Source organism: Nonomuraea sp. NBC_00507, from assembly GCF_036013525.1.
Taxonomy (GTDB): Bacteria; Actinomycetota; Actinomycetes; order Streptosporangiales; family Streptosporangiaceae; genus Nonomuraea.
Genome location: NZ_CP107853.1, coordinates 7,646,419 through 7,666,936 on the forward strand (window position 1 = coordinate 7,646,419; position 20,518 = coordinate 7,666,936).

Annotated in this window: 25 protein-coding genes; 13 read left to right on the plus strand and 12 right to left on the minus strand. The window is 67.7% G+C overall.

From position 1 onward, the window contains the following. The first annotated feature begins 11 nt into the window (after positions 1–11). Positions 12–563 (plus strand): NADPH-dependent FMN reductase, encoded by a 552-nt coding sequence (locus OHA25_RS36725; protein WP_327581507.1) that lies wholly within the window; start codon positions 12–14, stop codon positions 561–563. 280 nt (positions 564–843) lie between these two features. Here OHA25_RS36725 and OHA25_RS36730 read toward each other — a convergent pair whose 3' ends face one another. Further along, positions 844–1,314: a MarR family winged helix-turn-helix transcriptional regulator gene (locus tag OHA25_RS36730; protein WP_327581508.1), complete on the minus strand. Its 471-nt coding sequence runs from the start codon at positions 1,312–1,314 to the stop codon at positions 844–846. Between the two features lie 168 nt (positions 1,315–1,482). Beyond that, on the minus strand, positions 1,483–2,223 hold the full coding sequence (locus OHA25_RS36735; RefSeq protein WP_327591091.1) for a VOC family protein: 741 nt from the start codon (positions 2,221–2,223) through the stop codon (positions 1,483–1,485). 235 nt (positions 2,224–2,458) lie between these two features. Here OHA25_RS36735 and OHA25_RS36740 point away from each other — a divergent pair, with 235 nt between their 5' ends. The 6 genes from OHA25_RS36740 to OHA25_RS36765 all read left to right on the plus strand — a co-directional run bounded on the left by OHA25_RS36740 (position 2,459) and on the right by OHA25_RS36765 (position 5,768). Further along, positions 2,459–3,520, plus strand: a complete 1,062-nt coding sequence (locus tag OHA25_RS36740) for an LLM class flavin-dependent oxidoreductase (protein ID WP_327581509.1) — start codon at positions 2,459–2,461, stop codon at positions 3,518–3,520. A 41-nt stretch (positions 3,521–3,561) separates the two neighbouring features. Further along, a complete protein-coding gene (locus OHA25_RS36745; protein WP_327581510.1) occupies positions 3,562–4,320 on the plus strand; it encodes an NAD(P)H-dependent oxidoreductase in 759 nt (252 codons plus the stop codon). A gap of 190 nt (positions 4,321–4,510) precedes the next feature. Continuing rightward, a complete protein-coding gene (locus tag OHA25_RS36750; protein ID WP_327581511.1) occupies positions 4,511–4,837 on the plus strand; it encodes a PadR family transcriptional regulator in 327 nt (108 codons plus the stop codon). After that, a complete protein-coding gene (locus tag OHA25_RS36755; protein WP_327581512.1) occupies positions 4,834–5,190 on the plus strand; it encodes a DUF1048 domain-containing protein in 357 nt (118 codons plus the stop codon). The genes OHA25_RS36750 and OHA25_RS36755 overlap by 4 nt, the downstream gene beginning before the upstream one ends. Position 5,191: 1 nt before the next feature. Further along, a complete protein-coding gene (locus tag OHA25_RS36760; RefSeq protein ID WP_327581513.1) occupies positions 5,192–5,518 on the plus strand; it encodes a DUF1048 domain-containing protein in 327 nt (108 codons plus the stop codon). 25 nt (positions 5,519–5,543) lie between these two features. Continuing rightward, positions 5,544–5,768 carry a hypothetical protein gene (locus OHA25_RS36765; RefSeq protein WP_327581514.1) on the plus strand — a complete coding sequence of 75 codons (225 nt, stop codon included), beginning with the start codon at positions 5,544–5,546 and terminating at the stop codon, positions 5,766–5,768. Positions 5,769–5,791: 23 nt separating this feature from the next. Here OHA25_RS36765 and OHA25_RS36770 read toward each other — a convergent pair whose 3' ends face one another. Next, a complete protein-coding gene (locus OHA25_RS36770) occupies positions 5,792–5,965 on the minus strand; it encodes a hypothetical protein (protein ID WP_327581515.1) in 174 nt (57 codons plus the stop codon). 508 nt (positions 5,966–6,473) lie between these two features. Here OHA25_RS36770 and OHA25_RS36775 point away from each other — a divergent pair. Next, positions 6,474–7,538: an NmrA/HSCARG family protein gene (locus tag OHA25_RS36775; protein WP_327581516.1), complete on the plus strand. Its 1,065-nt coding sequence runs from the start codon at positions 6,474–6,476 to the stop codon at positions 7,536–7,538. A 97-nt stretch (positions 7,539–7,635) separates the two neighbouring features. On the opposite strand, the gene OHA25_RS36780 is transcribed toward OHA25_RS36775, so the two are convergent. Continuing rightward, positions 7,636–7,983, minus strand: coding sequence for a winged helix-turn-helix transcriptional regulator (locus tag OHA25_RS36780; protein ID WP_327581517.1), 348 nt, complete (start codon positions 7,981–7,983; stop codon positions 7,636–7,638). 158 nt (positions 7,984–8,141) lie between these two features. Between OHA25_RS36780 and OHA25_RS36785 the strand changes: the two genes are divergently transcribed. Then, positions 8,142–9,023 carry an NAD(P)-dependent oxidoreductase gene (locus tag OHA25_RS36785; RefSeq protein WP_327581518.1) on the plus strand — a complete coding sequence of 294 codons (882 nt, stop codon included), beginning with the start codon at positions 8,142–8,144 and terminating at the stop codon, positions 9,021–9,023. An 87-nt stretch (positions 9,024–9,110) separates the two neighbouring features. Here OHA25_RS36785 and OHA25_RS36790 read toward each other — a convergent pair whose 3' ends face one another. Then, complete coding sequence (locus OHA25_RS36790) at positions 9,111–9,692, minus strand: TetR/AcrR family transcriptional regulator (protein WP_327581519.1); 582 nt, start codon at positions 9,690–9,692, stop codon at positions 9,111–9,113. 92 nt (positions 9,693–9,784) lie between these two features. On the opposite strand from OHA25_RS36790, the gene OHA25_RS36795 reads away from it, so the two are divergent. Next, positions 9,785–10,645, plus strand: coding sequence for an NAD(P)-dependent oxidoreductase (locus tag OHA25_RS36795; protein WP_327581520.1), 861 nt, complete (start codon positions 9,785–9,787; stop codon positions 10,643–10,645). Positions 10,646–10,676: 31 nt separating this feature from the next. Here the strand turns inward: OHA25_RS36795 and OHA25_RS36800 are convergent, their stop codons facing one another. Beyond that, positions 10,677–11,522, minus strand: a complete 846-nt coding sequence (locus OHA25_RS36800; protein WP_327581521.1) for a helix-turn-helix transcriptional regulator — start codon at positions 11,520–11,522, stop codon at positions 10,677–10,679. Positions 11,523–11,660: 138 nt separating this feature from the next. Between OHA25_RS36800 and OHA25_RS36805 the strand changes: the two genes are divergently transcribed. Next, positions 11,661–12,440 carry an NAD(P)H-dependent oxidoreductase gene (locus OHA25_RS36805; RefSeq protein ID WP_327581522.1) on the plus strand — a complete coding sequence of 260 codons (780 nt, stop codon included), beginning with the start codon at positions 11,661–11,663 and terminating at the stop codon, positions 12,438–12,440. Here OHA25_RS36805 and OHA25_RS36810 read toward each other — a convergent pair. From OHA25_RS36810 to OHA25_RS36825, 4 genes are all read right to left on the minus strand, one after another. Next, the gene (locus tag OHA25_RS36810) at positions 12,437–13,369 is read right to left on the minus strand and encodes a GNAT family N-acetyltransferase (protein ID WP_327581523.1); all 933 of its coding nucleotides are present in this window, start codon (positions 13,367–13,369) and stop codon (positions 12,437–12,439) included. The two genes, OHA25_RS36805 and OHA25_RS36810, sit on opposite strands and share 4 nt — an antisense overlap. A 218-nt stretch (positions 13,370–13,587) precedes the next feature. Beyond that, the gene (locus tag OHA25_RS36815) at positions 13,588–14,010 is read right to left on the minus strand and encodes a LysR substrate-binding domain-containing protein (RefSeq protein ID WP_327581524.1); all 423 of its coding nucleotides are present in this window, start codon (positions 14,008–14,010) and stop codon (positions 13,588–13,590) included. A 408-nt stretch (positions 14,011–14,418) separates the two neighbouring features. After that, positions 14,419–15,075, minus strand: a complete 657-nt coding sequence (locus tag OHA25_RS36820) for a TetR/AcrR family transcriptional regulator (RefSeq protein ID WP_327581525.1) — start codon at positions 15,073–15,075, stop codon at positions 14,419–14,421. After that, positions 15,072–16,601 (minus strand): N-acyl homoserine lactonase family protein, encoded by a 1,530-nt coding sequence (locus tag OHA25_RS36825; protein ID WP_327581526.1) that lies wholly within the window; start codon positions 16,599–16,601, stop codon positions 15,072–15,074. Before OHA25_RS36825 ends, OHA25_RS36820 begins: the two co-directional genes overlap by 4 nt. A gap of 258 nt (positions 16,602–16,859) precedes the next feature. Between OHA25_RS36825 and OHA25_RS36830 the strand changes: the two genes are divergently transcribed. Beyond that, positions 16,860–17,756 carry a LysR family transcriptional regulator gene (locus OHA25_RS36830; protein ID WP_327581527.1) on the plus strand — a complete coding sequence of 299 codons (897 nt, stop codon included), beginning with the start codon at positions 16,860–16,862 and terminating at the stop codon, positions 17,754–17,756. Between the two features lie 169 nt (positions 17,757–17,925). On the opposite strand, the gene OHA25_RS36835 is transcribed toward OHA25_RS36830, so the two are convergent. Together OHA25_RS36835 and OHA25_RS36840 are read right to left on the minus strand one after the other, a co-directional pair. Then, complete coding sequence (locus tag OHA25_RS36835) at positions 17,926–18,489, minus strand: YceI family protein (protein WP_327581528.1); 564 nt, start codon at positions 18,487–18,489, stop codon at positions 17,926–17,928. Positions 18,490–18,542: 53 nt separating this feature from the next. Continuing rightward, entirely contained in the window at positions 18,543–18,983 is a 441-nt protein-coding gene (locus tag OHA25_RS36840; RefSeq protein WP_327581529.1) for a YybH family protein, read from the minus strand. A gap of 255 nt (positions 18,984–19,238) precedes the next feature. Between OHA25_RS36840 and OHA25_RS36845 the strand changes: the two genes are divergently transcribed. Then, complete coding sequence (locus OHA25_RS36845) at positions 19,239–20,507, plus strand: cytochrome ubiquinol oxidase subunit I (protein WP_327581530.1); 1,269 nt, start codon at positions 19,239–19,241, stop codon at positions 20,505–20,507. The last annotated feature ends 11 nt before the right edge of the window (positions 20,508–20,518 follow it).

The following is a 20,518-nucleotide window of genomic DNA, read 5'->3' on the forward strand; positions in this document are numbered from 1 at the left end:
GGAGCATTGACATGCTGAAGGTAGGCATCATCCTGGGCAGCACCCGTCCCGGCCGCAACGGCGAGGCGGTGGCGCACTGGGTCCGCGATCTGGCGGTCAAACGAGGCGACGCCGAGTACGAGCTCGTCGATCTGAAGGACTACAACTTGGGCAACCTGGACGAGCCCGAGCATCCCTCCACGGGCAACTACCAGCACGAGCACACCAAGCGCTGGGCGGCCAAGGTCTCGTCCCTGGACGCGTTCCTGATCGTGACTCCCGAATACAACAACTCGTACCCCGGCGCGCTCAAGAACGCCCTCGACTTCCTGTACACGGAATGGACCAACAAGGCGGCCGGGTTCGTCGGCTACGGCGTGGATGGTGCGCCCCGGGCGATCTCGCACCTGCGGCACGTCCTGGGCCTGCTCAGCGTGGCCACCGTCTCTAACCAGGTCGGGCTGTCGATCCACACCGACTTCGCGGACGGCTTCCGGCCCGCCGCCGCCCACGAGGACCGGCTGAACCTCGTCCTCGACCAAGTCCTCGCCTGGGGTTCCGCCCTGCGTCCGCTCAGGGGGTGAGCCCCTTCGACCGGGCCATGGTCCCATCGGTGTTGACTGCGGCGGCGCCTGATGTCGTTCCTGTCCGGGCAACGACAGCGACCGCGTGCGGGTCGTCACGCCTTCCGCTGAGCGAGACCGGTGGGAGATGTTCGAGCCGACTACGCGGGCGACAGTGTTGTCTTCGCGCTCGTCGCGGCAGAGGACGGCCATCAGTCCAACCTGCTGACGCCCCGGGTGCCGTCGCCGCCCCAGAGCTCAGGAAGGTGCCCGCCCGCGGGGTGTGACATACCCAGGGCGGCTACGAGGAGCGCTGATTCGGCTCGCCCCGGTCGTCCGGGGCGAGCCGCGCCCAGACGTCGGCGAGGCTGCGCAGGTGCTCGTCGTCGAGCCGGTCGAAGAAGAGCCTGCGCAGGTCGCCGTACTGCTGGCGCCAGGCCTTGCGCATGAGTGCCCTCCCGTCCTTGGTCAGGACCACCGTGAAGCCACGGCCGTCGTCGGCCGACCGATGCCTCTCGATCAGGCCGCGACGCTCGAGCCGGTCGGCGAGCCGGGTGAACCCACCGCTGGACATCAAGCGCTGCTGGGCGAGCTCTGACATCCGCAGGCCGTTGCGACCGGCCTCGCCCAGCAGTGCCAGCACGCTGTATTCGGCCATGCTCACGTTGAGCGGAGCGAGCCCGGCCTCGATCTCACGCCAGATCCGATCGTGAGTGAGCAGGAATCCCCGCCACGCCTGGTCTTCAAGCTCTCGCAGCTTGTCGGTCGCCATGAGCAGCACGGTATCGGCAGGTCAGCTCGAGAACCAACCGATGTGTCTGCCTGCACAGCAAACCTTGTTCGCGGCGAGGACATCGTGTTGGCAAGCCGGTGCGTGACCTGCTCGCCCCGACGTCGCGCGGCTTGCCGCTGTCCGGCACGCAGGCGGGACGGCTCCGCGTCAGGCCCGACCGAGGACGCAGAATTCGTTGCCCTCCGGGTCGGCGAGGACGATCCACGGGACGTCGCCCTGGCCGACGTCGGCGGGCGTCGCGCCGAGGGTCTGCAGCCGGGCCACCTCCGCCTCTTGATCGTCAATGGGGTGCGGCAGCAGGTCGAGATGGACGCGGTTCCACACGGTCTTCGCGCCGGGCGTTGTGCGGCGGAACTCAAGATACGGCCCGACACCCTTGGCCGAGCGCAGCAGCGCGTGATCGTCGGTCACCTCGTGCACGGTCCAGTCCACTGCCTCGCCCCAGAACCGGGCCATGGCCTGCGGGTCCGCGCAGTCGACCACCACCGCGGCGATCGGCCCGGCATCCCGGTAGATCTCCCGGGGCTCCAGCACGCAGAACACGTTGCCCTCCGGATCGGCCAGAACCGTCCATGGGACGTCGCCCTGGCCCACGTCGGCGGGCGTCGCACCGAGCTCCTTCAGACGCGCGACCAACTCGGCCTGATGGGCCGCAGAGGTGGTGGCGAGCTCGAGGTGCACGCGGTACTTCACCGTCTCGGGGTCCGGGACGGTGACGATATCGATGTAGAAAGCGGCGGGGTCCGGCCAGGCGAAGCCCTCGGGCTCGAGGTTGGTCACGCCGGGTCCCTCGCTGGAGACACCCCATCCGAGCACCTCCGCCCAGAACCGGCCGAGCGCCGAGTCATCCCGAGCTTTGAAATTCGCCTGAATAAGTCGCAGCGCCATGCCGCCCACCCTATGCCCAAGGGATCAACCGGGATGAACCACTTCGGCTGGTAGACGGCTTCCTTCCGGCGGGCACGGCTCGCCCTGGAAGTCTCACAGGGCCGCCGGGCCGCGAGCGAAGCACGTCGCGCAGGAGCCGGGCCGCATCCGGAATAATTGCTTGTGCAGACAGGTTGAGGGATGCGGATCAGCGGTCGGAGGCGCGCGGCGCCGCCGGCCGCAGAAAGGAAACGACATGCCATTCGAGATCGGCATCATGACGTTCGGGGAGCTCACGGAGGACCCGGCCACGGGGAGCCTGCCGTCCCCGCGGCAGCGCGTCCGCGAGACGATCGAGCAGGCGCAGGTCGCCGACCAGGCGGGCCTGGACGTTTTCGGCGTGGGGGAGCACCACCGCACCGACTTCGTCGGATCAGCGCCGACCATCCTGCTGGCCGCCGCCGCGGAGAAGACCGAGAACATCAAGCTGACGAGCTCGGTCACCGTGCTCAGCTCGGAGGACCCCGTACGCGTCTGGGAACAGTTCGCCACGATCGACCTGCTGTCCGCAGGCCGCGCCGAGATCATCGCCGGCCGCGGCTCCTACACCGAGTCCTTCCCGCTGTTCGGATACGACCTGAAGGACTATGCGGACCTGTTCCGCGAGAAGCTCGACCTGCTGCTCAAGATCCGCGACCAGAACCCGCTCACCTGGAGGGGTCGCTTCCGCGCGCCCCTGGTCGACGCCGACATCGCGCCCCGCGCCGACGGCGAGACCATCCCGATCTGGGTAGGGGTCGGCGGATCGCCCGCCTCGGCCATCAGCGTCGGCCGCCTCGGCCTGCCCATGGCACTGGCCCTGCTGCTCGGCCCGATGACCTTCCACGAGGAGACCGTCCAGCTCTACCGAGCGGCCGCAGCGAAGGCCGGGCACGACGCGGACGCTCTGCCGATCAGCATGAACTCGCACGGGTTCGTCGGGCGGACCAGCCAGGGCGCGCGGGACACCATGTATCCCTACTTCGCCAGAGGCATGATGGAGAACAATCACCAGCGCGGCGTCGGCCTCCGGCTTCCCCGGGCCGCATTCGACGCGCAGGCCTCGCCCGCGGCCGGACTGCTGGTCGGCAGCCCGCAGGAGCTCATCGACAAGCTGCTCACCTACCACGAGCTGTACGGCATCAACCGCGCCATCATGCAGATGGGCTTCGGCGGCATGCCGCAGAAGGAGCACCTCGAGGCGATCGAACTGCTCGGCACAGAGGTGGCACCCGTCGTGCGCCGCGAGGTCGCACTGCGCGAGAAGAGCGTGGCATGACTGTCGTCCCGCAAGCAGGCAACGCAGATCCGGTCACGTCCATGCGGGGCCCGACCCTGCGAGTCGTCGTCGTCAACGGAAGCCCCAGCGAGCCGTCCAAGACGATGGGACTCGTCGATGTCGTCCTCGACACCCTGAAGGACATGCTCCCCATCGAGGTGTCCCGGGTCGACGTGTACCGCTTGGGCGCGGGGTTCACCGGAGCGATCGAGCGCGACGGCGTCGCCCCCGAGGTCGAAGACTCGCTCCGGCTCGCCGAGGATGCCGATCTCCTCATCGCCGCCGCACCCGTGTTCCGAGGTACGTACCCCGGCATGTTCAAGCACTTCTTCGACCTCGTCGACCAGTACGCGCTCGCGAACAAGCCCGTCCTCCTTGCCGCGACGGGCGGAGGCGACCACCATGCGCTCGTCCTGGAGCACGCGATGCGGCCGCTGTTCGCCTTCTTCCAGGCGATGACGATCCCGGTCGCGTTCTTCGCATCCGCCGGAGACTTCGACGGCACGACACTGCTCAATCCCCGCATCTACGGACGCATCGAGGTCGGTCTCACTGACGTTGTGGACCTTCTCAGAGCTCGCGCGACGGGCCCTGGGGCAACACAGGACCACGGACCAGCGAACAGCCGGCCCACGCACAAGCCGCTTGCCCTCTCGCCGAGCGCATCCAGCAGGCAGAAGCCCGAATCCGCGGGCTCCCCGCGCGGCGACCTGCTCCTGCCACGTGGCGTCCTCCGGCAGCGGGTCGGCGCAGCCGGCGACCATCTCCTCGGCCATGGCGGCGAGCAGCCGGCCAGCTAGACCATGGCGTCAAGGAAGGAGTCGACGTCGCCGGGCCAGGTGGTGATGTCGAGCATCCAGTCGCGGGCCGATGATCGAATCGCTTCCATGGTCTGCGCTCACCGCTCGCTGGGCATTGTTGCGCTACTCTGTGATACTGTGTAGTGGTACTCGGTACTACAAAGTACCAGGAGAACCGAAGAGGACCACGATGGACGACCTGACGGAGATGCTGAAGGGCACGCTTGAGGGCTGCGTGCTGGAAATCATCGGCAGCGAGGAGACCTACGGGTACGCCATCACGCGTCGGCTGAACGAACTCGGCTTCGCCGACGTCGTCGAGGGGACGGTTTACACCATCCTGCTGCGGCTGGAGAAGAACGGGCTCGTCCAGGTGACGAAACGACCGTCCGGGCTGGGCCCGCCGCGCAAGTTCTACGCGCTAAACGACGCGGGGCGCGAAGAACTCGCGACGTTCTGGGCTAAATGGGCGTACATCACGTCTCGGATCGACAAGCTGAAGGAGGGCGGGAGATGAACTTCTGGGAGAGCATGACAGGCAGCGATCTCACCAGGGAATGGAAGGCGTTCGAAGCTCGGGCCGAGGCATTGCCGGCCGACTACCGGGCGGCGTGGGGAGAGATCAAGGGTCATCTTTTTCCCTATGGGGACTTCACCGGTCGAAACCTGATGCCGATTCTCGACGGTGCTCTGGGGCTGCTCGAAGAGACAGCGTCCGATGGGCAGAGCATTCACGAGGTGCTGGGTGACGACATCAAGGGCTTCTGCGCGGCGCTGGCCGGCGGAGAAGGGGCTCGGAGCTATCGCGACCGGTGGCGCGAGCAGTTGAACAGGAACGTCGCAAGGAAATTGGGCCGGCTAGGAGGCTGACGTGGGCATCCAAGACATCATCGAGGGCAAGAAGCAGTGGCGGGCGCACATGGCGCGGGTCAAGGCGCTCCCGCCGGACTATCGGATCGTCTACAAGGAGATTCAGAGGTACTACTTCAAGGTCGGGCCGGTCGGACTGGCTGACGGCTCCCTGCTCACGGGGATCCTCGAGTTCTTCGAGGAGGGCGTGGCGGCCGGCAAGGGGGTCCTGGAGCTGATCGGCAACGATGTGGCTGCCTTCTGCGACGACCTGATCAAGGACTCGCGCACCTACGCGGACATTTATCAGGAGTCCATCAGCGGGAAACCCGGCACGGCCGATAAGTAACACCCGTCGACCGGTCGGCTCGCGCGTGGCCATCGACCGGTTGATTGCCCGCGGGGAGGTGCATCTTCGGGAGAAGACCCTGCGGCGCATGCTCGAGAGGTACGAGAACGCCGGGCGGTCGGAAGAGATTTTGGGCGTGAATATCGAGGATCTGGACTTCGCGGGGCGCAGATGTCCGGTCAAGGCCAAAAGCGCGGGAACCAAGGCCGCTGGCGGGCCAGGTGCGTGGGACGCGGGGCCGCGCTTGTGAAACCCAGGGGGTCGAGAAGACATCTAGAAGTCGCCCAGGTTGCGGCTGAAGCGGCGGTCCGGGTCGTAGGCCTGCTTGACCGCCGTCAGTCGCTCGCGTACGTCGGCCGGGTAGACGGCCGCGATGTCCTCGGCTGAGGGGGCGCTGAGGAAGTTCACGTAGGCGCCGCTGGTGTGGGGCTGCAGCGAGCGCCACATGGCCTCGTAGGCGGGCAGCCGTATCGATCGCCCGCACCTCGCGGAACATCATCGGGACGTCCACAGAGGTGAAACCAGACGCCGTACCTGGACCGACACCACCACCCGCCGCCCATCGACCGGAACATCCGTGACCGTCCGGTCCCTCTATGACCAGGGCAGACAGCCCCGCAGACACCACACCCACAAGATCGCCGATCTTCCAGCACGGCCCAGCCTGGCAGGGATCACTCAGTGCCACCACCGATTACGGGCCAGAGCCGTTTCTGGACAGGCCCCTCCAGCTTGGCCGGCTTGAGAGTGGTGTGGTGGATGACGGCCATGCCGAGGTTTCTCTGCCGTTGAGAGCCACAACTTTTGGAGGAACGGGAGTTGATGAGCACCAATGAGGCGCGCCAGCCGAGCGCCTGGGCGTGCTCAGGACGGGGGACCCGGAGAGCAGCCGCCGACATTTCACTCCTCAGCCGGATGCTTGCTTGATGTGCCGCCAAGTTCGTGATCGTGCGAGGTGGACGGGGCGGCTGGCCTGACGGGTGGTGTTCAGGGCGGTGGACAGGCTGTCCGGCGCTTGACCTCAACTGTGGTTGAGGTCACAGAATCGCTGACGGCGGGCGGCTCGGCCGGATGGGGCTGGTCGGAACGCGCCCGCATGTCCTGGCTATTTCCCATCCCAACCATGGAGATGTTTGTCATGACCAAAGTCGTCGTCATTGGCGCCACCGGCAAGCAGGGCGGCGCGGTTGCCGACCTGCTTCTGGAGCGCGGTCACGAGGTGGTGGCGTACGTGCGCTCGGGGGAGTCGCCGGCCGCGAAGGCGCTGTCGGCTCAGGGGGCGCGGCTTGCCACCGGCGACCTCGCCGATCCCGGCGCGCTCCAGCAGGCCTGCGCGGGCGCCGATGCGATTTTCGGCCTGTCGGTGCCGTTCGGCGAAGGCGGTAAGAACGAAGAGGTCGCGCAGGGACGCCTGCTCGTCGACACCGCCACTCGCTTCGACGTCCACCTGGTGTACTCCTCTGTGCGGGGCGGCGACCGGCTGGTGGCCACCAGCGTCGGTCACGCCGACAGCAAACAGCTCGTCGAGGCGTATGTGCGTGAGCGGCCGGTGCGCGCGACCGTGCTCGGCCCGGTGTACTTCATGGAGAATGTGCTCAACCTCGGCTTCAGCCGGCTCGGTGACGGCCTGCTCGCCAATCCGCTGACTCCCGGCAAGCCGCTCGACCAGGTGAGCGTCCTGGACATTGCAGGCATGGCCGTACATGCCATGGAGAACCCCGGCGAGCTCATCGGCGAGCGGATCGATATCGCGTCCGATCGTGTCACCGGGCAGGAGGCGGCCCGGATTCTGAGCGAGGTGCTCGGCAGGGAGATCCCCTACCAGCAGTTGCCGCTGGACATGGTGCGACAGTGGGCCGGCGAGGAGGTGGCCACGATGTTCGAGAGCTTTGAGAACAACACCGACTTCCTTGACATCGAGACTCTGCACGCCAGATACCCCGCCGTGCGCTGGCACAGCTACGCCGAATGGGCCAAGACGGTGGACTGGGACAGAATCCTCACGGGACAGAACGGCTAGATCAGCCCACGCCAGGCGCTGCCCGGGGCCGGCGCCCCGGACAGCCAGGCCGGGAAGGACACTTGGACGATCCAGCGGCCCGCAGATCGTGGTGTGGTCATAGGTCCCACGGGATGGCCTCGATGCGCTCGATGTGCTCCTCACCCCACTCCCCGAGCGGCGCCATCGCGGTGTTGAGCGAATGACCGAACTCGGTGAGCGAGTACTCCACCTTCGGCGGAACCTGGTGATACACCTCGCGATGCAGCAGCCCGGTGGCCTCCATCTCCCGCAGCTGCAGAATCAGCACCCGCTCGCTGACGCCGGGGACCGCGCGCCGCAACTCCCCGAAGCGCAAGGGGCCATCCTCGAGCGCGAATAGGATCAGTCCCTTCCACTTGCCTCCCATGACGGCGATGGCAGCGTCGAGACCGCAGGTGAATGTCCGTTTCCTTGCCTTCGTCATCGGTACATACTCACATTTTTGTCAGTACATGGCGAAAATGTCGGTACTTGAGAGAATGTCGGTGTTCCAGCCAGCATGGATCAGGCGCCGCGCCAAGACCAGGACGGTTCTGCGAGGCAGCACGCTCACCTCCTTATCTCTGTGGCTGGAGTATGCATATGACTGGGAAGAACGCGACACCGGTGACCGTCATCGGGCTGGGTTCGATGGGGAGGGCACTGGCCGAGGCCTTCACCAAGGCCGGACACCCGACCACTGTCTGGAACAGGACCGCCGCCAAAGCCGCGCCCCTCATCGCCATGGGAGCCGAGCATGCGGAGGCCATCGAGGACGCGGTGGCGGCAAGTCCGCTGGTCATCACCTGCCTGACCACCTTCGATGACACCCGGCTGGCGCTGCGGCCGGCCGTCGCGTCGCTGCGTGGACAGGCCCTCGTCACCCTCAACAGCGGTTCCCCCGCCGACGCACGTGAGACGGCCGCCTGGGCCATCGGCCATGGCGCTCGATTCCTGGCCGGGGCGGTCAAGAACGTGCCTTCGGCCGTCGGGGCGCCGGACACCCTTCTGTACTACAGCGGCGACAAGACGGTCTTCGAGGAGTTCGAGACGACCCTGAAGGTGCTGGGCGGCGACACCGTCCATCTCGGCGACGAGAGCGACCTCGCCGCCCTGTACGAGATGGCGGTGGGCGCCATGCTGCTGCCCGCGCTCGTCGGATTCTTCCAGGGCGCCGCCGCCCTCCAGGCGCGCGGGCTCGAGGCAGCCTCCATGGTGCGGTTCGCCGGCAAGTGGCTGGACATGATCAAGTCCCTGCTGCCGATCTATGCCAAGGAGATCGACAGCGGTGACTACACCAACGCCGCCTCCTCCGTGAACCTCTTCCTGGCCGGGACAGCCCACGACGCGGACCTGGCCAAGGAGACGAACGTCGACACGACCTGGCTCGCGCCCCTGCACGACCTGGTGAGGCGGGCGGCCGAGGCAGGCCACGGCGAGCACAACATCTCGGCCCTCACCGAGGTGCTCAGAAAACCGGCGTGACAGCCATATTCGGACGGGTCCGAGCCCGAACGAAGCGTCGGCCACACCTGACAGGCTGGCCTGGATCCGGCCGTGGACCGGCTCAACTCATCGGTAGGAGTCGATAAGCCGTGCGAGGTGCCTGCCGGCGATCTCCAGGGGCGCCTCGCTCTGGGACACCTGCGCCGACAACTCCGCGCCCTCCAACAGGTTGATCACGCTGTGGGCGAGGTCGTGTGCCAGGTCGTCGGCGAATCCGGCACGGCTGAGCTTGTCGCGGACCAGCGCGCGCCAGTTTTCGTAGGCGTCCTCTGCGGCCTGCTGGATCTCGGGCACCCGGCCCGCGCTCTCCAACGCCGTGGTGGTGACGGGACAGCCGTCCAGCCAGCTGGACTCGCGCAGCCCCTTCGCCAGGTCTCGAGTGCAGGTGACGATCGCCGCGGCCGGATCGTCCTCCCGGTCGAACGCCGCGCGCAGGAATTCCGCGAACTCTCGGTCCCCATGGCGGACCGCCTCGACCGCCAGCTCCCGCTTCCCGCCCGGGAAGAAGTGGTAGACCGAGCCCAGCGTGGCCTGGGCCTCCTGGGAGATCTGCTTGAGGCCCGTCGCCTCGTACCCCTGCCGCTGCATCAGACGAGAGGTCGTCCGGACGATCCGCTCTCTGGTGCCGATCTCGTGCTGGGTTCGCATGGCTCCATCGTACTAGGTAGAGCGTTCGTTCTAGTTGTGTGCTACGGTGCCGTCTAAATAGAGCGTTCGTTCTACTCGTGAGGAGATCGTGGATGAAGGCTGTGACGGTGATCGGGTTGGGCCCCATGGGGCAGGCCATGGCCGGCGCTTACCTCGACAGCGGCTACGAAGTGACCGTGTGGAACCGTACTTCTGCCAGGGCAGACGTACTGGTGGCGCGGGGCGCGAGGAGGGCGGAATCCGTCGAGGCGGCGCTCACCGCCAACGAACTGGTGGTGTTGAGCCTGACCGACTATGACGCGATGGATGCCATCCTGGCGCAGGCCCCGCGTACCGCCCTGGGCGGACGTACCCTGGTCAACCTCACCTCCGACACCCCGGACAGGGCACGTCAGGCGGCCGCGTGGCTAGCCGAGCGCGAGGCCGTGCAGATCACCGGTGGCGTGCAGGTGCCGCCTCCAGGCATCGGCACGCCGGACGCCATGACCTACTACAGCGGCCCCAAGGACGCCGTCGAGGCGCACAGACCTGCCCTCGAGGTGCTGACCGGGATCGAATATCTCGGCGAGGACCAGGGGCTGGCGGCGCTGTACTACCAGATCGGGATCGACATGTTCTGGACAGCGCTGGCAGGCTACCTGCACGGCCAGGCGGTGGCGGAGGCCAATGGCATCTCCGCGGAGGATTTCCTGCCGCACGCGGTCAAGACCATGGACCTTCGCTATTTCCTGGAGTTCTACGCGCCACGCATCACCGCGGGCAACCACGAGGGGAACGTCGACCGAATCTCCATGGGCGTGGCGAGCCTGGAACACGTGCTGCGCACCACACAAGCGTCCGGCGTGGATGGCTCACTTCCGGCCGCTGTCCTGAAGATCTTTCGCCAGGGCGTCACCGCCGGCCAAGGCCAGAACAGTCTCACGAGCTTGGTCGGCGTGCTGAAGCGACGCTGACGTATGACCGCATGTGCCGGTTTCGGGGCTGTTACCGACCCAGCTGTGGTTGGGCTGTGGGACGCACGTCACCATCGGCGTCCAGGCCGGACAGGAGGCGCAGGGCATCCGCGGAGGGGCTGCCGGGGGCCGCCGAGAGCACCAGCAGCTCCATGCCCGATTCATCCGGCAGCGCGAAGTTCTCCTGATGCAGGTCCAGTTCCCCGACCAGGGGGTGCCGGTAAGCCTTGCGCCCGTAGGTCCGCGCCCGCACGTCCGCGCGGGCCCACAGGCGCCGGAAGCGCTCGCTGCCCATCGCCAGCTCCCCTATCAACGAGGCCAGGCGCGGATCCTCGGGATATTTGCCGGCCGCCAGGCGCAGGTGCCCGACCACGTCGCGGGTGCACTGATCCCAGTCGGCGTACAGGCCGCGCTCGGTCTCCTCCAGGAAGATGTGCCGGGCCGTGTTCAGGCCTTTCACGGGGCGGCCGTACAGCAGCTCGGCGAGGCGGTTACCGGCGGCGGCGTCGAGGCGGTGGTCGACGATGAGCGCGGGCGCGTCGGTGATCAGGTCCAGGACCCGCGGCAGTTCCGGGCGCAGCCGCCCGGTGGGCGACTTCGCCTTCCGGCGCCGCTGCCGGGCCAGCCGGTAGAGGTGCCCGCGTTCGGTGTCGTCGAGCCCGAGGACCCGCGCGAGTGCGTCGAGCACCTGCTCCGAGGGCTGTGTGGCGCGGCCCTGCTCGAGGCGCACGTAGTAGTCGACGCTGACCCCGGACAGGTGCGCGACCTCTTCGCGGCGCAGCCCTTGGACCCGGCGGCGGCTGTCGACCGGGATGCCCGCCCCGGCCGGGTCGACCCGGGAGCGGCGAGTGCGCAGGAAGCCCGCGAGATCGTCCATCGGCCAAGTATCTCGCGGGCGCCGGTGGTGAAGGTGGCCCTGCCGTTACCAGGAAGCCGGGTCCGACGGAAGTGGCGCCCCTGAACGGCGGCCGCCCGGGTGTGAAGGATCGAAGGCACCTGATCCAAAGGAGTTCGCATGAAGACGCTGATCGTCTATGCCCACCCGGAGCCGAGGTCGCTCAACGGCTCGCTGAAGGACCTGGCGGTGGCCACGCTGGAGAAGGCGGGGCACGAGGTGCGGGTCAGTGACCTGTACGCGATGCGCTGGAAGGCGGTCGTGGACGCCGGGGACTTCGGCCCGTCCGCTTCGAGCCCGCTGAAGGTCGCCGCGGACTCGGGGCGGGCCTTCGACACCGGGACCCTCATCTCGGACGTCCGCGCCGAGCAGGAGAAGCTGCTGTGGGCGGACGTGATCATCTTTCAGTTCCCGTTGTGGTGGTACACGATGCCGGCGATCCTCAAAGGCTGGGTTGACCGGGTCTTCACGTACAACTTCGCGTACGGTGTCGGCGAGCACAGCGACGTCAAGTACGGGGAGCGTTTCGGTGAGGGGACCCTCGTGGGCAGGCGGGCGCTGCTGTCGGTGACCGCGGGCGGTCCGGAGTCGCACTACGCCGAGCGCGGGATCAACGGCCCGATCGACGACCTGCTGTTCCCGATCCACCACGGGATCCTTTACTACCCGGGGATCGAGGTGCTGCCGCCGTTCGTGCTGTACGGCACGGACCGGACCACCGACGAGGACTTCCCGGACATCGCCAAGGCCTGGGAGCAGCGGCTGCTGACCTTGGAGTCGACCGAGCCGATCGCGTTCCGGCGGCAGAACTTCGGCGACTACGAGATCCCGTCGCTGCACCTGAAGGAGGGGCTGGAGCCCGCGGGCCGCTCGGGATTCGGGCTGCACGTGCGGCCTTAGGGCCGGAGGTCGTTGGAGAGGTTGATCCGGATCTCCGTGTTGCGGTATCCGGCGCGCCCGAACGCGGCCGCCATCGGCGCGTTGCCCACGTCGGTGGTGGCGGTGACGCGCGACTCTCCGTTGGCCGCGTGGATGCGGGTGATCTCGGCGAGCACCTCGTCCACGTAGCCGCGCCCCCGGAACTCCGGGACCACCCCGAGATACCCGACGTTCACGTTGTACGGCGTCGCCGAGGGGATCGCCATACCCGCCACCTCACCCTCGTGCGTATAGGCGATCCGCCACCACTCCCGCTTGCCCGGCGCCCTGAGATAGAAGTCCATCTCGTCGCGCGCGGTCGCGTCCACGCCCTTGGCCGCCAGGTTCGCCCGGGTCTGGGCGTCCAGGCTGCCCTCGGCGATTCTCGTGAACACCGTCAGGAACTCCTCGTCGGAGGCCTCGGCGAACCGCAGCACACCAGTCGCCGGGGGAACCCCGTCGGCGGGTGCCCACTCGTACTGCAGCCGCTCCACTTCCCGGGTGAGGCCCGCCGCGTGTGCTGCCGCCCGCCGCCATTCCACGGCCACCGAGATGGCCGGATCGTCGCGCCAGCCGCCGGCCGCCTTGATCGCGTACTGCACCGGCTGCGGGAATCCGGCCAGCGCGGCCCTGATCAGCTCGGCGGCGACGGCGGCACGGTCACCCACTGCGGGATCCACGTCGAGGCAGTCGAGCGCGACCGGGTGCATGCTGTCCCTCGGCCCCCACCACAGCGCCCGTCCCACGACGCGGTCGTCAACCTCGGCGATCCAGGTCCATTCCGGCCGGTACATGTCCTCGGCCAGATCTGCGAGGTAACGGTCGGCGGGGATCCAGCCGACGGGCTCGGTCACGATCCACGCGGTCACGCGGTCGAGGTCGGCGGGGACGGTAGGGCGACAGGAGATCACCCGCATAAGCTAGCGAACCTTTGTCATCATCTGAGCCAAGTGTCCGGTCATTCCTTGAAGCCCGCCCTCGCGCGGCCGGAAGTCCTTCCGCACGGTTGGGAGCTGCCGTGGCCACGGGAGGGCTCCGTGCATCCAGGGCCGTCTCGTCGGCGCCGGGTCGCCGCACTGGGCTGGTGATCGGGCTGGAGTCGCCGTTGGGTCTGATGCCCTGATGGCGGCTAACCGCCCGTGAGGTGGGTTTGGGCGGCCTTGAGGAAGGGTGTGAGCAGGCGGTTGTCATCGCCTGCGCGAGTGGCGAGGGCGACCTGGCTCGGCTCCACTCCCTCCAAGGGGATGCCGATGATGTCGGGGTGGAGGGTCTCGGCGCGCAGGCCGGCCGAGACGATGGCCACGGCCTGTCCGGCCGCGATCAGTTCGAACTTCTCCTCAGGAGCCTCGATGAACGGGCCGTCCGGCGCGGGACTGCCGCCTGGCCGCGGGTCGATCCGCCAGTAGGCGTTCCAGGTCGCGTCGGGCAGACGGGGGAGGGCTTCGTCGCCGATGTCGTCGAGAGTGACGTGCTCCTTGCCGGCCAAGCGATGATCGCGGGCGAGGTTCCCTCGACAGGGCTTACCACTGCGATCGGCAACGCCGTCTACCACGCCCTAGGGGAACGGATCCGCGACCTGCCCATCACTCTGGACAAGATCATCGGAGCACTCTCGTGACCAGACAATCTGCGGCCCCGTCGCTGACGGGCCGGGCGTGGCTGCCGACCGCATCGGCGAGCTGGAAAGGCGTGTGGTGTTGCGTACCGGCATCCCGTTCGCGGTGCGGCAGCCACAGCAGTGGGCGAAGGGCGTCCGGTTCCCGCCGCTTTGACGGCTACCTGGAGTTCCAGCGGCGCCCCAGCCGATGCTGCAGTGGTTCGAGTCCCACAGGGAGTCCTGATGACACCACGCGTCGACCTATCGCTGGTCATCTGACAGCCCCAACGATCGCTTCGCGGTCCAGGACCTGGCGCGCGTAGCCGGCGGGGATCATGTGCTGCTGGAAGTCGATGTATCCGGTCATGCGGGTGCCGGCCCTTCTTCCTGTTGATGGGGCACGTCGGGGAGCCGCAACAGCCGGTCAGCCTGCTGGAGCACGGCCTCCAGGTACTGGCGTGTGGCGGCGGGGTCGGCCGATGCGTCCGGGTCGATGAGCATGCGGTACATCGCCGCGCCCACGACCATGTCGATCACGGTGTCGAGGTCGGCGTCGGTGGCCGGCCGGTCACCGACGCGGGTGCGCTCCAGCGCGGCGTGGATCAGCCGGCGGCGGGGCTGGATGTACTGTTCGCGGTAGGCGGCCAGCAGCGACGGCTGGGTGACGCTGGAGCCGATGAGCTGGGCGAGGATCGCCCGGAAGCGGCCGTCGCCGAGGGTGTGCGCCCAGGAGTCCACGAGTCGTTCGTCGACCGGCGGTGCCACGGTGTCGGTGGTGGCCCAGATGTCGTTCTCGGGGACGAGGGTGCGGGCCCGCTCGATCGCCTGGATGAGCAGTTCCTCCTTCGACGACCAGCGCCGGTAGACGGTCACCTTGGCCACACCGGCGCGCTTGGCGATCTGCTCGATGTTGGCGCCCTCCAGACCGCGCTCCACGAACAGCTCCAGCGCCGCCCTCATGATCGCGTCGTCGGCCTCGGGGTCGCGCGGCCTGCCCCGGGTACGCCGGCCGTTGGTCATCGGAACTCCACCCGCCCCAGTCTCGTGCCGGACGACGGCGGAACGAAGCGGGGCGTGTGCCCGGGCCGCAGCCGCCAGTCGGGGGTGAGGACGGCCTCCATATGCGCGCGGAGCTCCCGCAGTCCCTCCTTGCCGGGTCTCCCGGTAGCGAACGCGGAGGAGACCGAGCCGGACTGGTAGCGGGTGTTGTCGTGGGCGAACAGCGGCACCGTCCGGGGGTCGGAGGCCAGCAGGTGCTGGATACGCCGGGCAGCCTCGATTTGGTGGATCGTGTCGGCGCCGCCGATGGTCATCTGGCGGACCTGGCCTGTGGCCAGGTGGGGCAGCGTGTAGAGGGTGTCGCCCATGAACAGCACGCTGCCCGTGCCCAGGCGCAGCAGCACGCACATGTGTCCGGGCGAGTGGCCGGGCGTGGGCAGGAGGATCAGGCTGCCGTCGCCGAAGTAGTCCTGGCTGCCGGGGAAGGCGCCGAAGGCGCCGGAGTCGAAGGCGGGAAAGGAGAGGTGGTCCTTGACCAGGTCGAAGGAGTACGGGTAGAGCGTGCCGTGCTCCCAGTCGCGGCGGTCCATCACCACCGTCGCCTGGGCCAGGTGGCGCAGCCCTCCCGCGTGGTCGTCGTGGACGTGGGTGAGGACCACGGTGGTGATCTCCTTGGCGTCGTAGCCGAGCCGGGCCAGGCGGACCCGCAGGTCCTGCTCGGGGTTCATCCGGTATTCGTCGCGCTGGGTCAGCAGGCGCGAGACCATGTAATTGTGATCGTAGTAGCCGTCGTGATCGTGGGCTTGTTCCCAGTTGACGCCGGTGTCGACCAGCATGAGGCCGTGCCGGGGGTGGTCGATGAGGTAGGCGTAGACGGGCACCGCGATCTGCGCCTTGTCCAGCAGGGTGCGCAGGTAGCCGTTCGGCCCCTCCCAGCCGTCCAGACCGCCGTAGAACTGGCCGTAGGTGACGATAGTGTCGCCGGTGTGGATCGGGAACACCCGAACGGCGCCGTCGGCGATCCGCCGCCGCGCGCCCGGGGCGCGCAGGGCCGCCTGCCGCTCCTGCTCGCCCCGCACCAGCACCTCGCGGCGCCGCCGTTCCGCCCAGCCGACCGACAGCCCGCTCAGCACTCCCAGCAGTAGCCCGGCGCCGCTCGCCAGGAGGGCGCGCCTGGTCTGCCGGGCTCCCCGGCCGCCCGCTGCCCGGCGTCCGCGCAGGAGGGCGGCCGCCGCCCATGCCAGGCATGCGGTAGCGGCCAGGGCGAGCAGCACCGGCAGGTCCGTGACGTAGTAGACCACCGCCAGGTAGAGCCCCAGCGTGGCCAGGCCGGCCGAAATCCCGAGGACCACCAGCACCCGGCGCCGCGTGGACAGCCGGCCGAGCACGTCCGGCCACAGCAGCCCGGCCACCAGTGCGGCCAGCAGCAGCCCGTAGGCCGCCAGCAGCGGCGTCGACACGTCCTTCAACCGCAGGACGACCAGCCAGACGGCGCCGATCGCGAGGGCGGTGACGAGTAACCCGAGTTTGCCCAGGATCTTCAGCATCCGGCCACCTCATTTCGTAAACGCATACGGATGCGTTTACATAATAGGCAAGTCGCGATCATCTCGCGCCGCAGTCCTGGAACACCAGGGGGCGCACCGTCGTGTTCAGCGCCGAGACCATGGCGGCACGCCTACGGCGCGCTCCAGCTCTCCGTCCTGATCTCCTCGCTCGATGTGCGAACAGATCCAGAAACTATGGCTCACAGGTTATCTTGACTAAGATTAATATCGCTGTAGTGCTATATATCTGGAGGCGTGATGGAGTTGAATTCGCTCAGGCAGTTCCTGGTGGTGGCGCGGCTGGAACACCTCAGCGGCGCGGCCGAGGAGCTTCGCGTCGCCCAGCCGTCGCTGAGCCGTACCATCGCCCGGCTGGAGAGCGAGCTGCGCACACCGCTGTTCGACCGGAGCGGCCGGCTGCGGCTGAATGACGCGGGCAAGCTGTTCCGCGATTACGTCGAACGCTCCCTGGGTGAGCTGGATGCGGGGCGGCGAGCCGTCGCCGAGGCCGTCAGCGAGGGTGTGGGCACCGTACGACTTGCGTCGGAGACCTTCCTCACGCTCACCGGGCCGCTGGCGGCCTTCAAACGAGCTCACCCGACCATCGAGATCGAACTCCGCTGGATGGCGGCCGAGGACATGAGCCGTCACCTGCGGGCGCAGGACGTCGACCTGTGCGTCGCCTCCCAGCCGATCCCCGCTGAGGGCCTGGAGGCGGTCCAACTGCTCGATGAGGCGGTCGGTGTAGCCACGCCGCTCGACCATCCGCTGGCGAGCCGTACGTCGGTGAGCATCGACGAGCTCACCGGCCAGCCCTTCGTCAGCGCCCGCAAAGGGCACTGGCAACGCCGCCTCCTGGATCGGCTCTTCGCCGCACGCGACCATACCCCGAAGATCGTCTGCGAGGTCGACGAGCCCAGCGCCATCGCGGCCCTGATCAGCGCGGGGCTCGGCATCGGTCTCGTCCCCGCCTTCGCCCGGAGCAGCTCCACGCGGGTCCCCGGCGCCTGGGTCCCCGTCGACAGCTCTGACTGCCGACGCGCGGTCACCCTGTACTGGGGCGCCGGCAGCCACCTATCCACTGCCGCCCGCCTGATGCGCACCACGATCGCCAACTGGAACTGGATCACCGGCGAACCACAGGAGAAGCGCTGAGGACGCGCTTCATGCGCCATCGGTAGCCGCTCACGGGCTCGCTCCTCCCAAGCTCGACGAGGCGCTGGACCAGAGTGGCGGTGTCCCGATCCCGCTCGGTCAAATCACGGAATGGGGACACCACGCGATCGGTGGATGGGGGCCTTGCGGGCCGCCCTGCCGGGTCGGGTCACTTCTGGAGAACGGCCTGGATCTCGAGGCTGATCGACACCTTGTCACCGACCACGACGCCACCGGCCTCCATCGGGGTACTGATGTCAATGCCGAAGTCGCGCCGGTTGATCTCCGCGGTCGCGGAAAAGCCGGCCCGCTGTGCACCCCACTGGTCCGAGCCGAACCCGTTCACCTCGACGGCCAGCGGAACCTGCCGCGTGACGCCGTGCAACGTCAGCTCACCGTCGATGACCCAACCGTCGCCGGTCTGGCGGATGCCGGTCGAGCGGTAGCTCATCGTCGGGTACTTGTCGGCCTCGAGGTAGTCGGCGGTGCGAAGGTGGTTGTCACGTATTTCGCTGCCGGTGTTGATGGACGCGAGGTCGATCGTCGCGGCCACCGACGAGCCCAGCAGGTCCTCCCTCGTGACGATCGTGACGTCGTAGCCGGTGAACCGGCCACGCGTCTTGCTGATCATGAGATGACGGACAGTGAAGGCGATCTCGGAGTGCACCGGGTCGGCTTTCCAGGTGCCGGCCAGATAGCCCGGGATCTCGACGGTCGCGGGGACGGGGGTCATGGCTTCCTCCATGGATGTAGTGCGGCGGCGCAGGCGGGAGTGGGGTGGCGGGATCAGGGCTCGAGGTCGACAACGCCTTTGCCGCTGGAGATGTCGAGCGGCACCGAGACCTGGTCGTGCACGATCAACCATGTGCCGTCGATCTTCTGGAGGCAGTACGTGACCCTGACCCACATACCGCTCGTCGCCGTCCCGTTCTTCAGCGTGCCGCTGAGACGAGCGAAGGCGTGCCCGAACGCCACGTCATCGCCCACGGTGAGCGTCAGGTCGCGAACCTCATAAGTCACACGCTCGAAGAACGTGAACACGGGCGCCCAGTTCTTGAGCTTCGCCTCGATCCCCACATGCTGGAGCGGCGGCTCGACGTCGAAGGACACAATGTCCGTTGCGTAAAGCCGCTTCAGACCCTCGAGATCCTTGTCTTGGAGCCCTTCGACGATCTTGTCGACCAGCTGGCGGATCTTGGCTTCATCTGCCTCGCGTTGCGTGGGCATCGCTATCCCAACCCTTCCCCATGCGGTGGAATCTTGGCTTTTCACACCTCCGAAGCTATGGCTCTGCAGTTATCTTGTCTAAGATTAATATTGCTATGGCGTTATGCTCTGGGCGACATGATGGCGCCCTCAGTGAGGGACTATGCCTTGCGGGTTATCTGTTCATGGCAAAACCGGTCTTGGAAGGCATAAGCGCCTGTCCTCTACGGTCGCAAAGGTCCCTACACCACACCACTGCACCAGGCAGGTCGCACCATGAGCGCTGCGGATCTGGCCCGACTCCAGTTCGCGGCCACCACCGGCATCCACTGGCTGTTCGTGATCCTCACGATGGGCCTCGTCCCCATCGTGGCGATCATGCACACCAGGGCCGCGTTCACCCGAGATCCCGCCAAAGCGGCCGTATGGGAGCGCATGACGCGCTTCTGGGGCCAGCTCTACCTCATCAACTACGCCGTCGGCATCGCCACCGGCATCGTCATGGAGTTCCAGTTCGGGCTCAGCTGGAGCGGGCTGAGCAAGTTCGCCGGCAACGTGTTCGGCGCCCCGCTAGCCCTGGAAACCCTCATCGCCTTCTTCGCCGAATCCACCTTCCTCGGCATGTGGATCTTCGGATGGGGGCGCCTGCGCCGCGGCGTGCACGTCACGCTGATCTGGCTGGTGGCCCTGACCGCCTACGCCTCCGCCTACTGGATCCTCGTCGCCAACGGCTTCATGCAACACCCGGTCGGCTACCAAGTACGCGACGGAGCCGCCTACCTCACCGACTTCACCGCGCTGCTGACCAACCCGAGCGCGCTGATCGCACTGGCCCACGTCACCCTGGCCGCGCTGACGACCGGCGGGGTGTTCGTCGCCGGCGTCAGCGCCTGCCACTTCGCCCGCGGCACCAAGGAGACCGACCTGTTTCGCGGCTCGCTCCGCCTGGGGGTATGGGTGGCCATGCTGGCCTCCTTCTTCGTCATCATCGTCGGCGACATGCAGTTCCCCCTGCTGCGCCGTACCCAGCCGATGAAAATCGCCGCCATGGACGACAGCGGCGTCGCCCAGGTTCAGGCCCAACTCCTCCGGCAGTACGGACCGGGCGACTACACGCTGCCGGGCGAATGGCTCCGGGTCTCGATGGACGCCATGACGATCATCGGCAACACCATCTCCACCATCACCCTGATCGCCGTCATCCTGCTGTGGAAGGACTGGCTGGTGCGCTGGCGCCCCCTGGCCTGGCTGATGACCGCGATGATCCCCTTCCCGTTCATCGCCTCAGTGGGCGGCTGGGTCTTCCGCGAGGTGGGCCGCCAGCCGTGGCTGGTCTACGGCGAGCTGAAGGTCGCCGACGCCCTGTCCCATGTCAGTACGGCTGCGCTGGCCATCTCGTGCGCGACCTTCATCGCCATCTTCGTGGCGCTGGCGGTGACGAACTGGACGCTCATCACCCGCCTGGCCAGACGCGGCCCGGACGCCACCCAGCTCGGCGCGCCACTGCCGCTGGCCGAAGACAAGCAAACGGTTCCGGCCTTCTGAGAGCGAGACGA

What these genes read in the sequence shown, in the direction of transcription:
- OHA25_RS36790 (WP_327581519.1), bottom strand. Translation starts at nt 9,692, where the DNA reads ATGCGAACCCAGCACGAGATCGGCACCAGAGAGCGGATCGTCCGGACG.
- OHA25_RS36785 (WP_327581518.1), top strand. Translation starts at nt 8,142, where the DNA reads ATGACTGGGAAGAACGCGACACCGGTGACCGTCATCGGGCTGGGTTCG.
- OHA25_RS36805 (WP_327581522.1), top strand. Translation starts at nt 11,661, where the DNA reads ATGAAGACGCTGATCGTCTATGCCCACCCGGAGCCGAGGTCGCTCAAC.
- OHA25_RS36750 (WP_327581511.1), top strand. Translation starts at nt 4,511, where the DNA reads ATGGACGACCTGACGGAGATGCTGAAGGGCACGCTTGAGGGCTGCGTG.
- OHA25_RS36725 (WP_327581507.1), top strand. Translation starts at nt 12, where the DNA reads ATGCTGAAGGTAGGCATCATCCTGGGCAGCACCCGTCCCGGCCGCAAC.
- OHA25_RS36740 (WP_327581509.1), top strand. Translation starts at nt 2,459, where the DNA reads ATGCCATTCGAGATCGGCATCATGACGTTCGGGGAGCTCACGGAGGAC.
- OHA25_RS36770 (WP_327581515.1), bottom strand. Translation starts at nt 5,965, where the DNA reads ATGTGGCGCTCGCTGCAGCCCCACACCAGCGGCGCCTACGTGAACTTC.
- OHA25_RS36830 (WP_327581527.1), top strand. Translation starts at nt 16,860, where the DNA reads ATGGAGTTGAATTCGCTCAGGCAGTTCCTGGTGGTGGCGCGGCTGGAA.
- OHA25_RS36825 (WP_327581526.1), bottom strand. Translation starts at nt 16,601, where the DNA reads ATGCTGAAGATCCTGGGCAAACTCGGGTTACTCGTCACCGCCCTCGCG.
- OHA25_RS36835 (WP_327581528.1), bottom strand. Translation starts at nt 18,489, where the DNA reads ATGACCCCCGTCCCCGCGACCGTCGAGATCCCGGGCTATCTGGCCGGC.
- OHA25_RS36745 (WP_327581510.1), top strand. Translation starts at nt 3,562, where the DNA reads ATGCGGGGCCCGACCCTGCGAGTCGTCGTCGTCAACGGAAGCCCCAGC.
- OHA25_RS36845 (WP_327581530.1), top strand. Translation starts at nt 19,239, where the DNA reads ATGAGCGCTGCGGATCTGGCCCGACTCCAGTTCGCGGCCACCACCGGC.
- OHA25_RS36780 (WP_327581517.1), bottom strand. Translation starts at nt 7,983, where the DNA reads ATGACGAAGGCAAGGAAACGGACATTCACCTGCGGTCTCGACGCTGCC.
- OHA25_RS36730 (WP_327581508.1), bottom strand. Translation starts at nt 1,314, where the DNA reads ATGGCGACCGACAAGCTGCGAGAGCTTGAAGACCAGGCGTGGCGGGGA.
- OHA25_RS36735 (WP_327591091.1), bottom strand. Translation starts at nt 2,223, where the DNA reads ATGGCGCTGCGACTTATTCAGGCGAATTTCAAAGCTCGGGATGACTCG.
- OHA25_RS36800 (WP_327581521.1), bottom strand. Translation starts at nt 11,522, where the DNA reads ATGGACGATCTCGCGGGCTTCCTGCGCACTCGCCGCTCCCGGGTCGAC.
- OHA25_RS36755 (WP_327581512.1), top strand. Translation starts at nt 4,834, where the DNA reads ATGAACTTCTGGGAGAGCATGACAGGCAGCGATCTCACCAGGGAATGG.
- OHA25_RS36840 (WP_327581529.1), bottom strand. Translation starts at nt 18,983, where the DNA reads ATGCCCACGCAACGCGAGGCAGATGAAGCCAAGATCCGCCAGCTGGTC.
- OHA25_RS36820 (WP_327581525.1), bottom strand. Translation starts at nt 15,075, where the DNA reads ATGACCAACGGCCGGCGTACCCGGGGCAGGCCGCGCGACCCCGAGGCC.
- OHA25_RS36795 (WP_327581520.1), top strand. Translation starts at nt 9,785, where the DNA reads ATGAAGGCTGTGACGGTGATCGGGTTGGGCCCCATGGGGCAGGCCATG.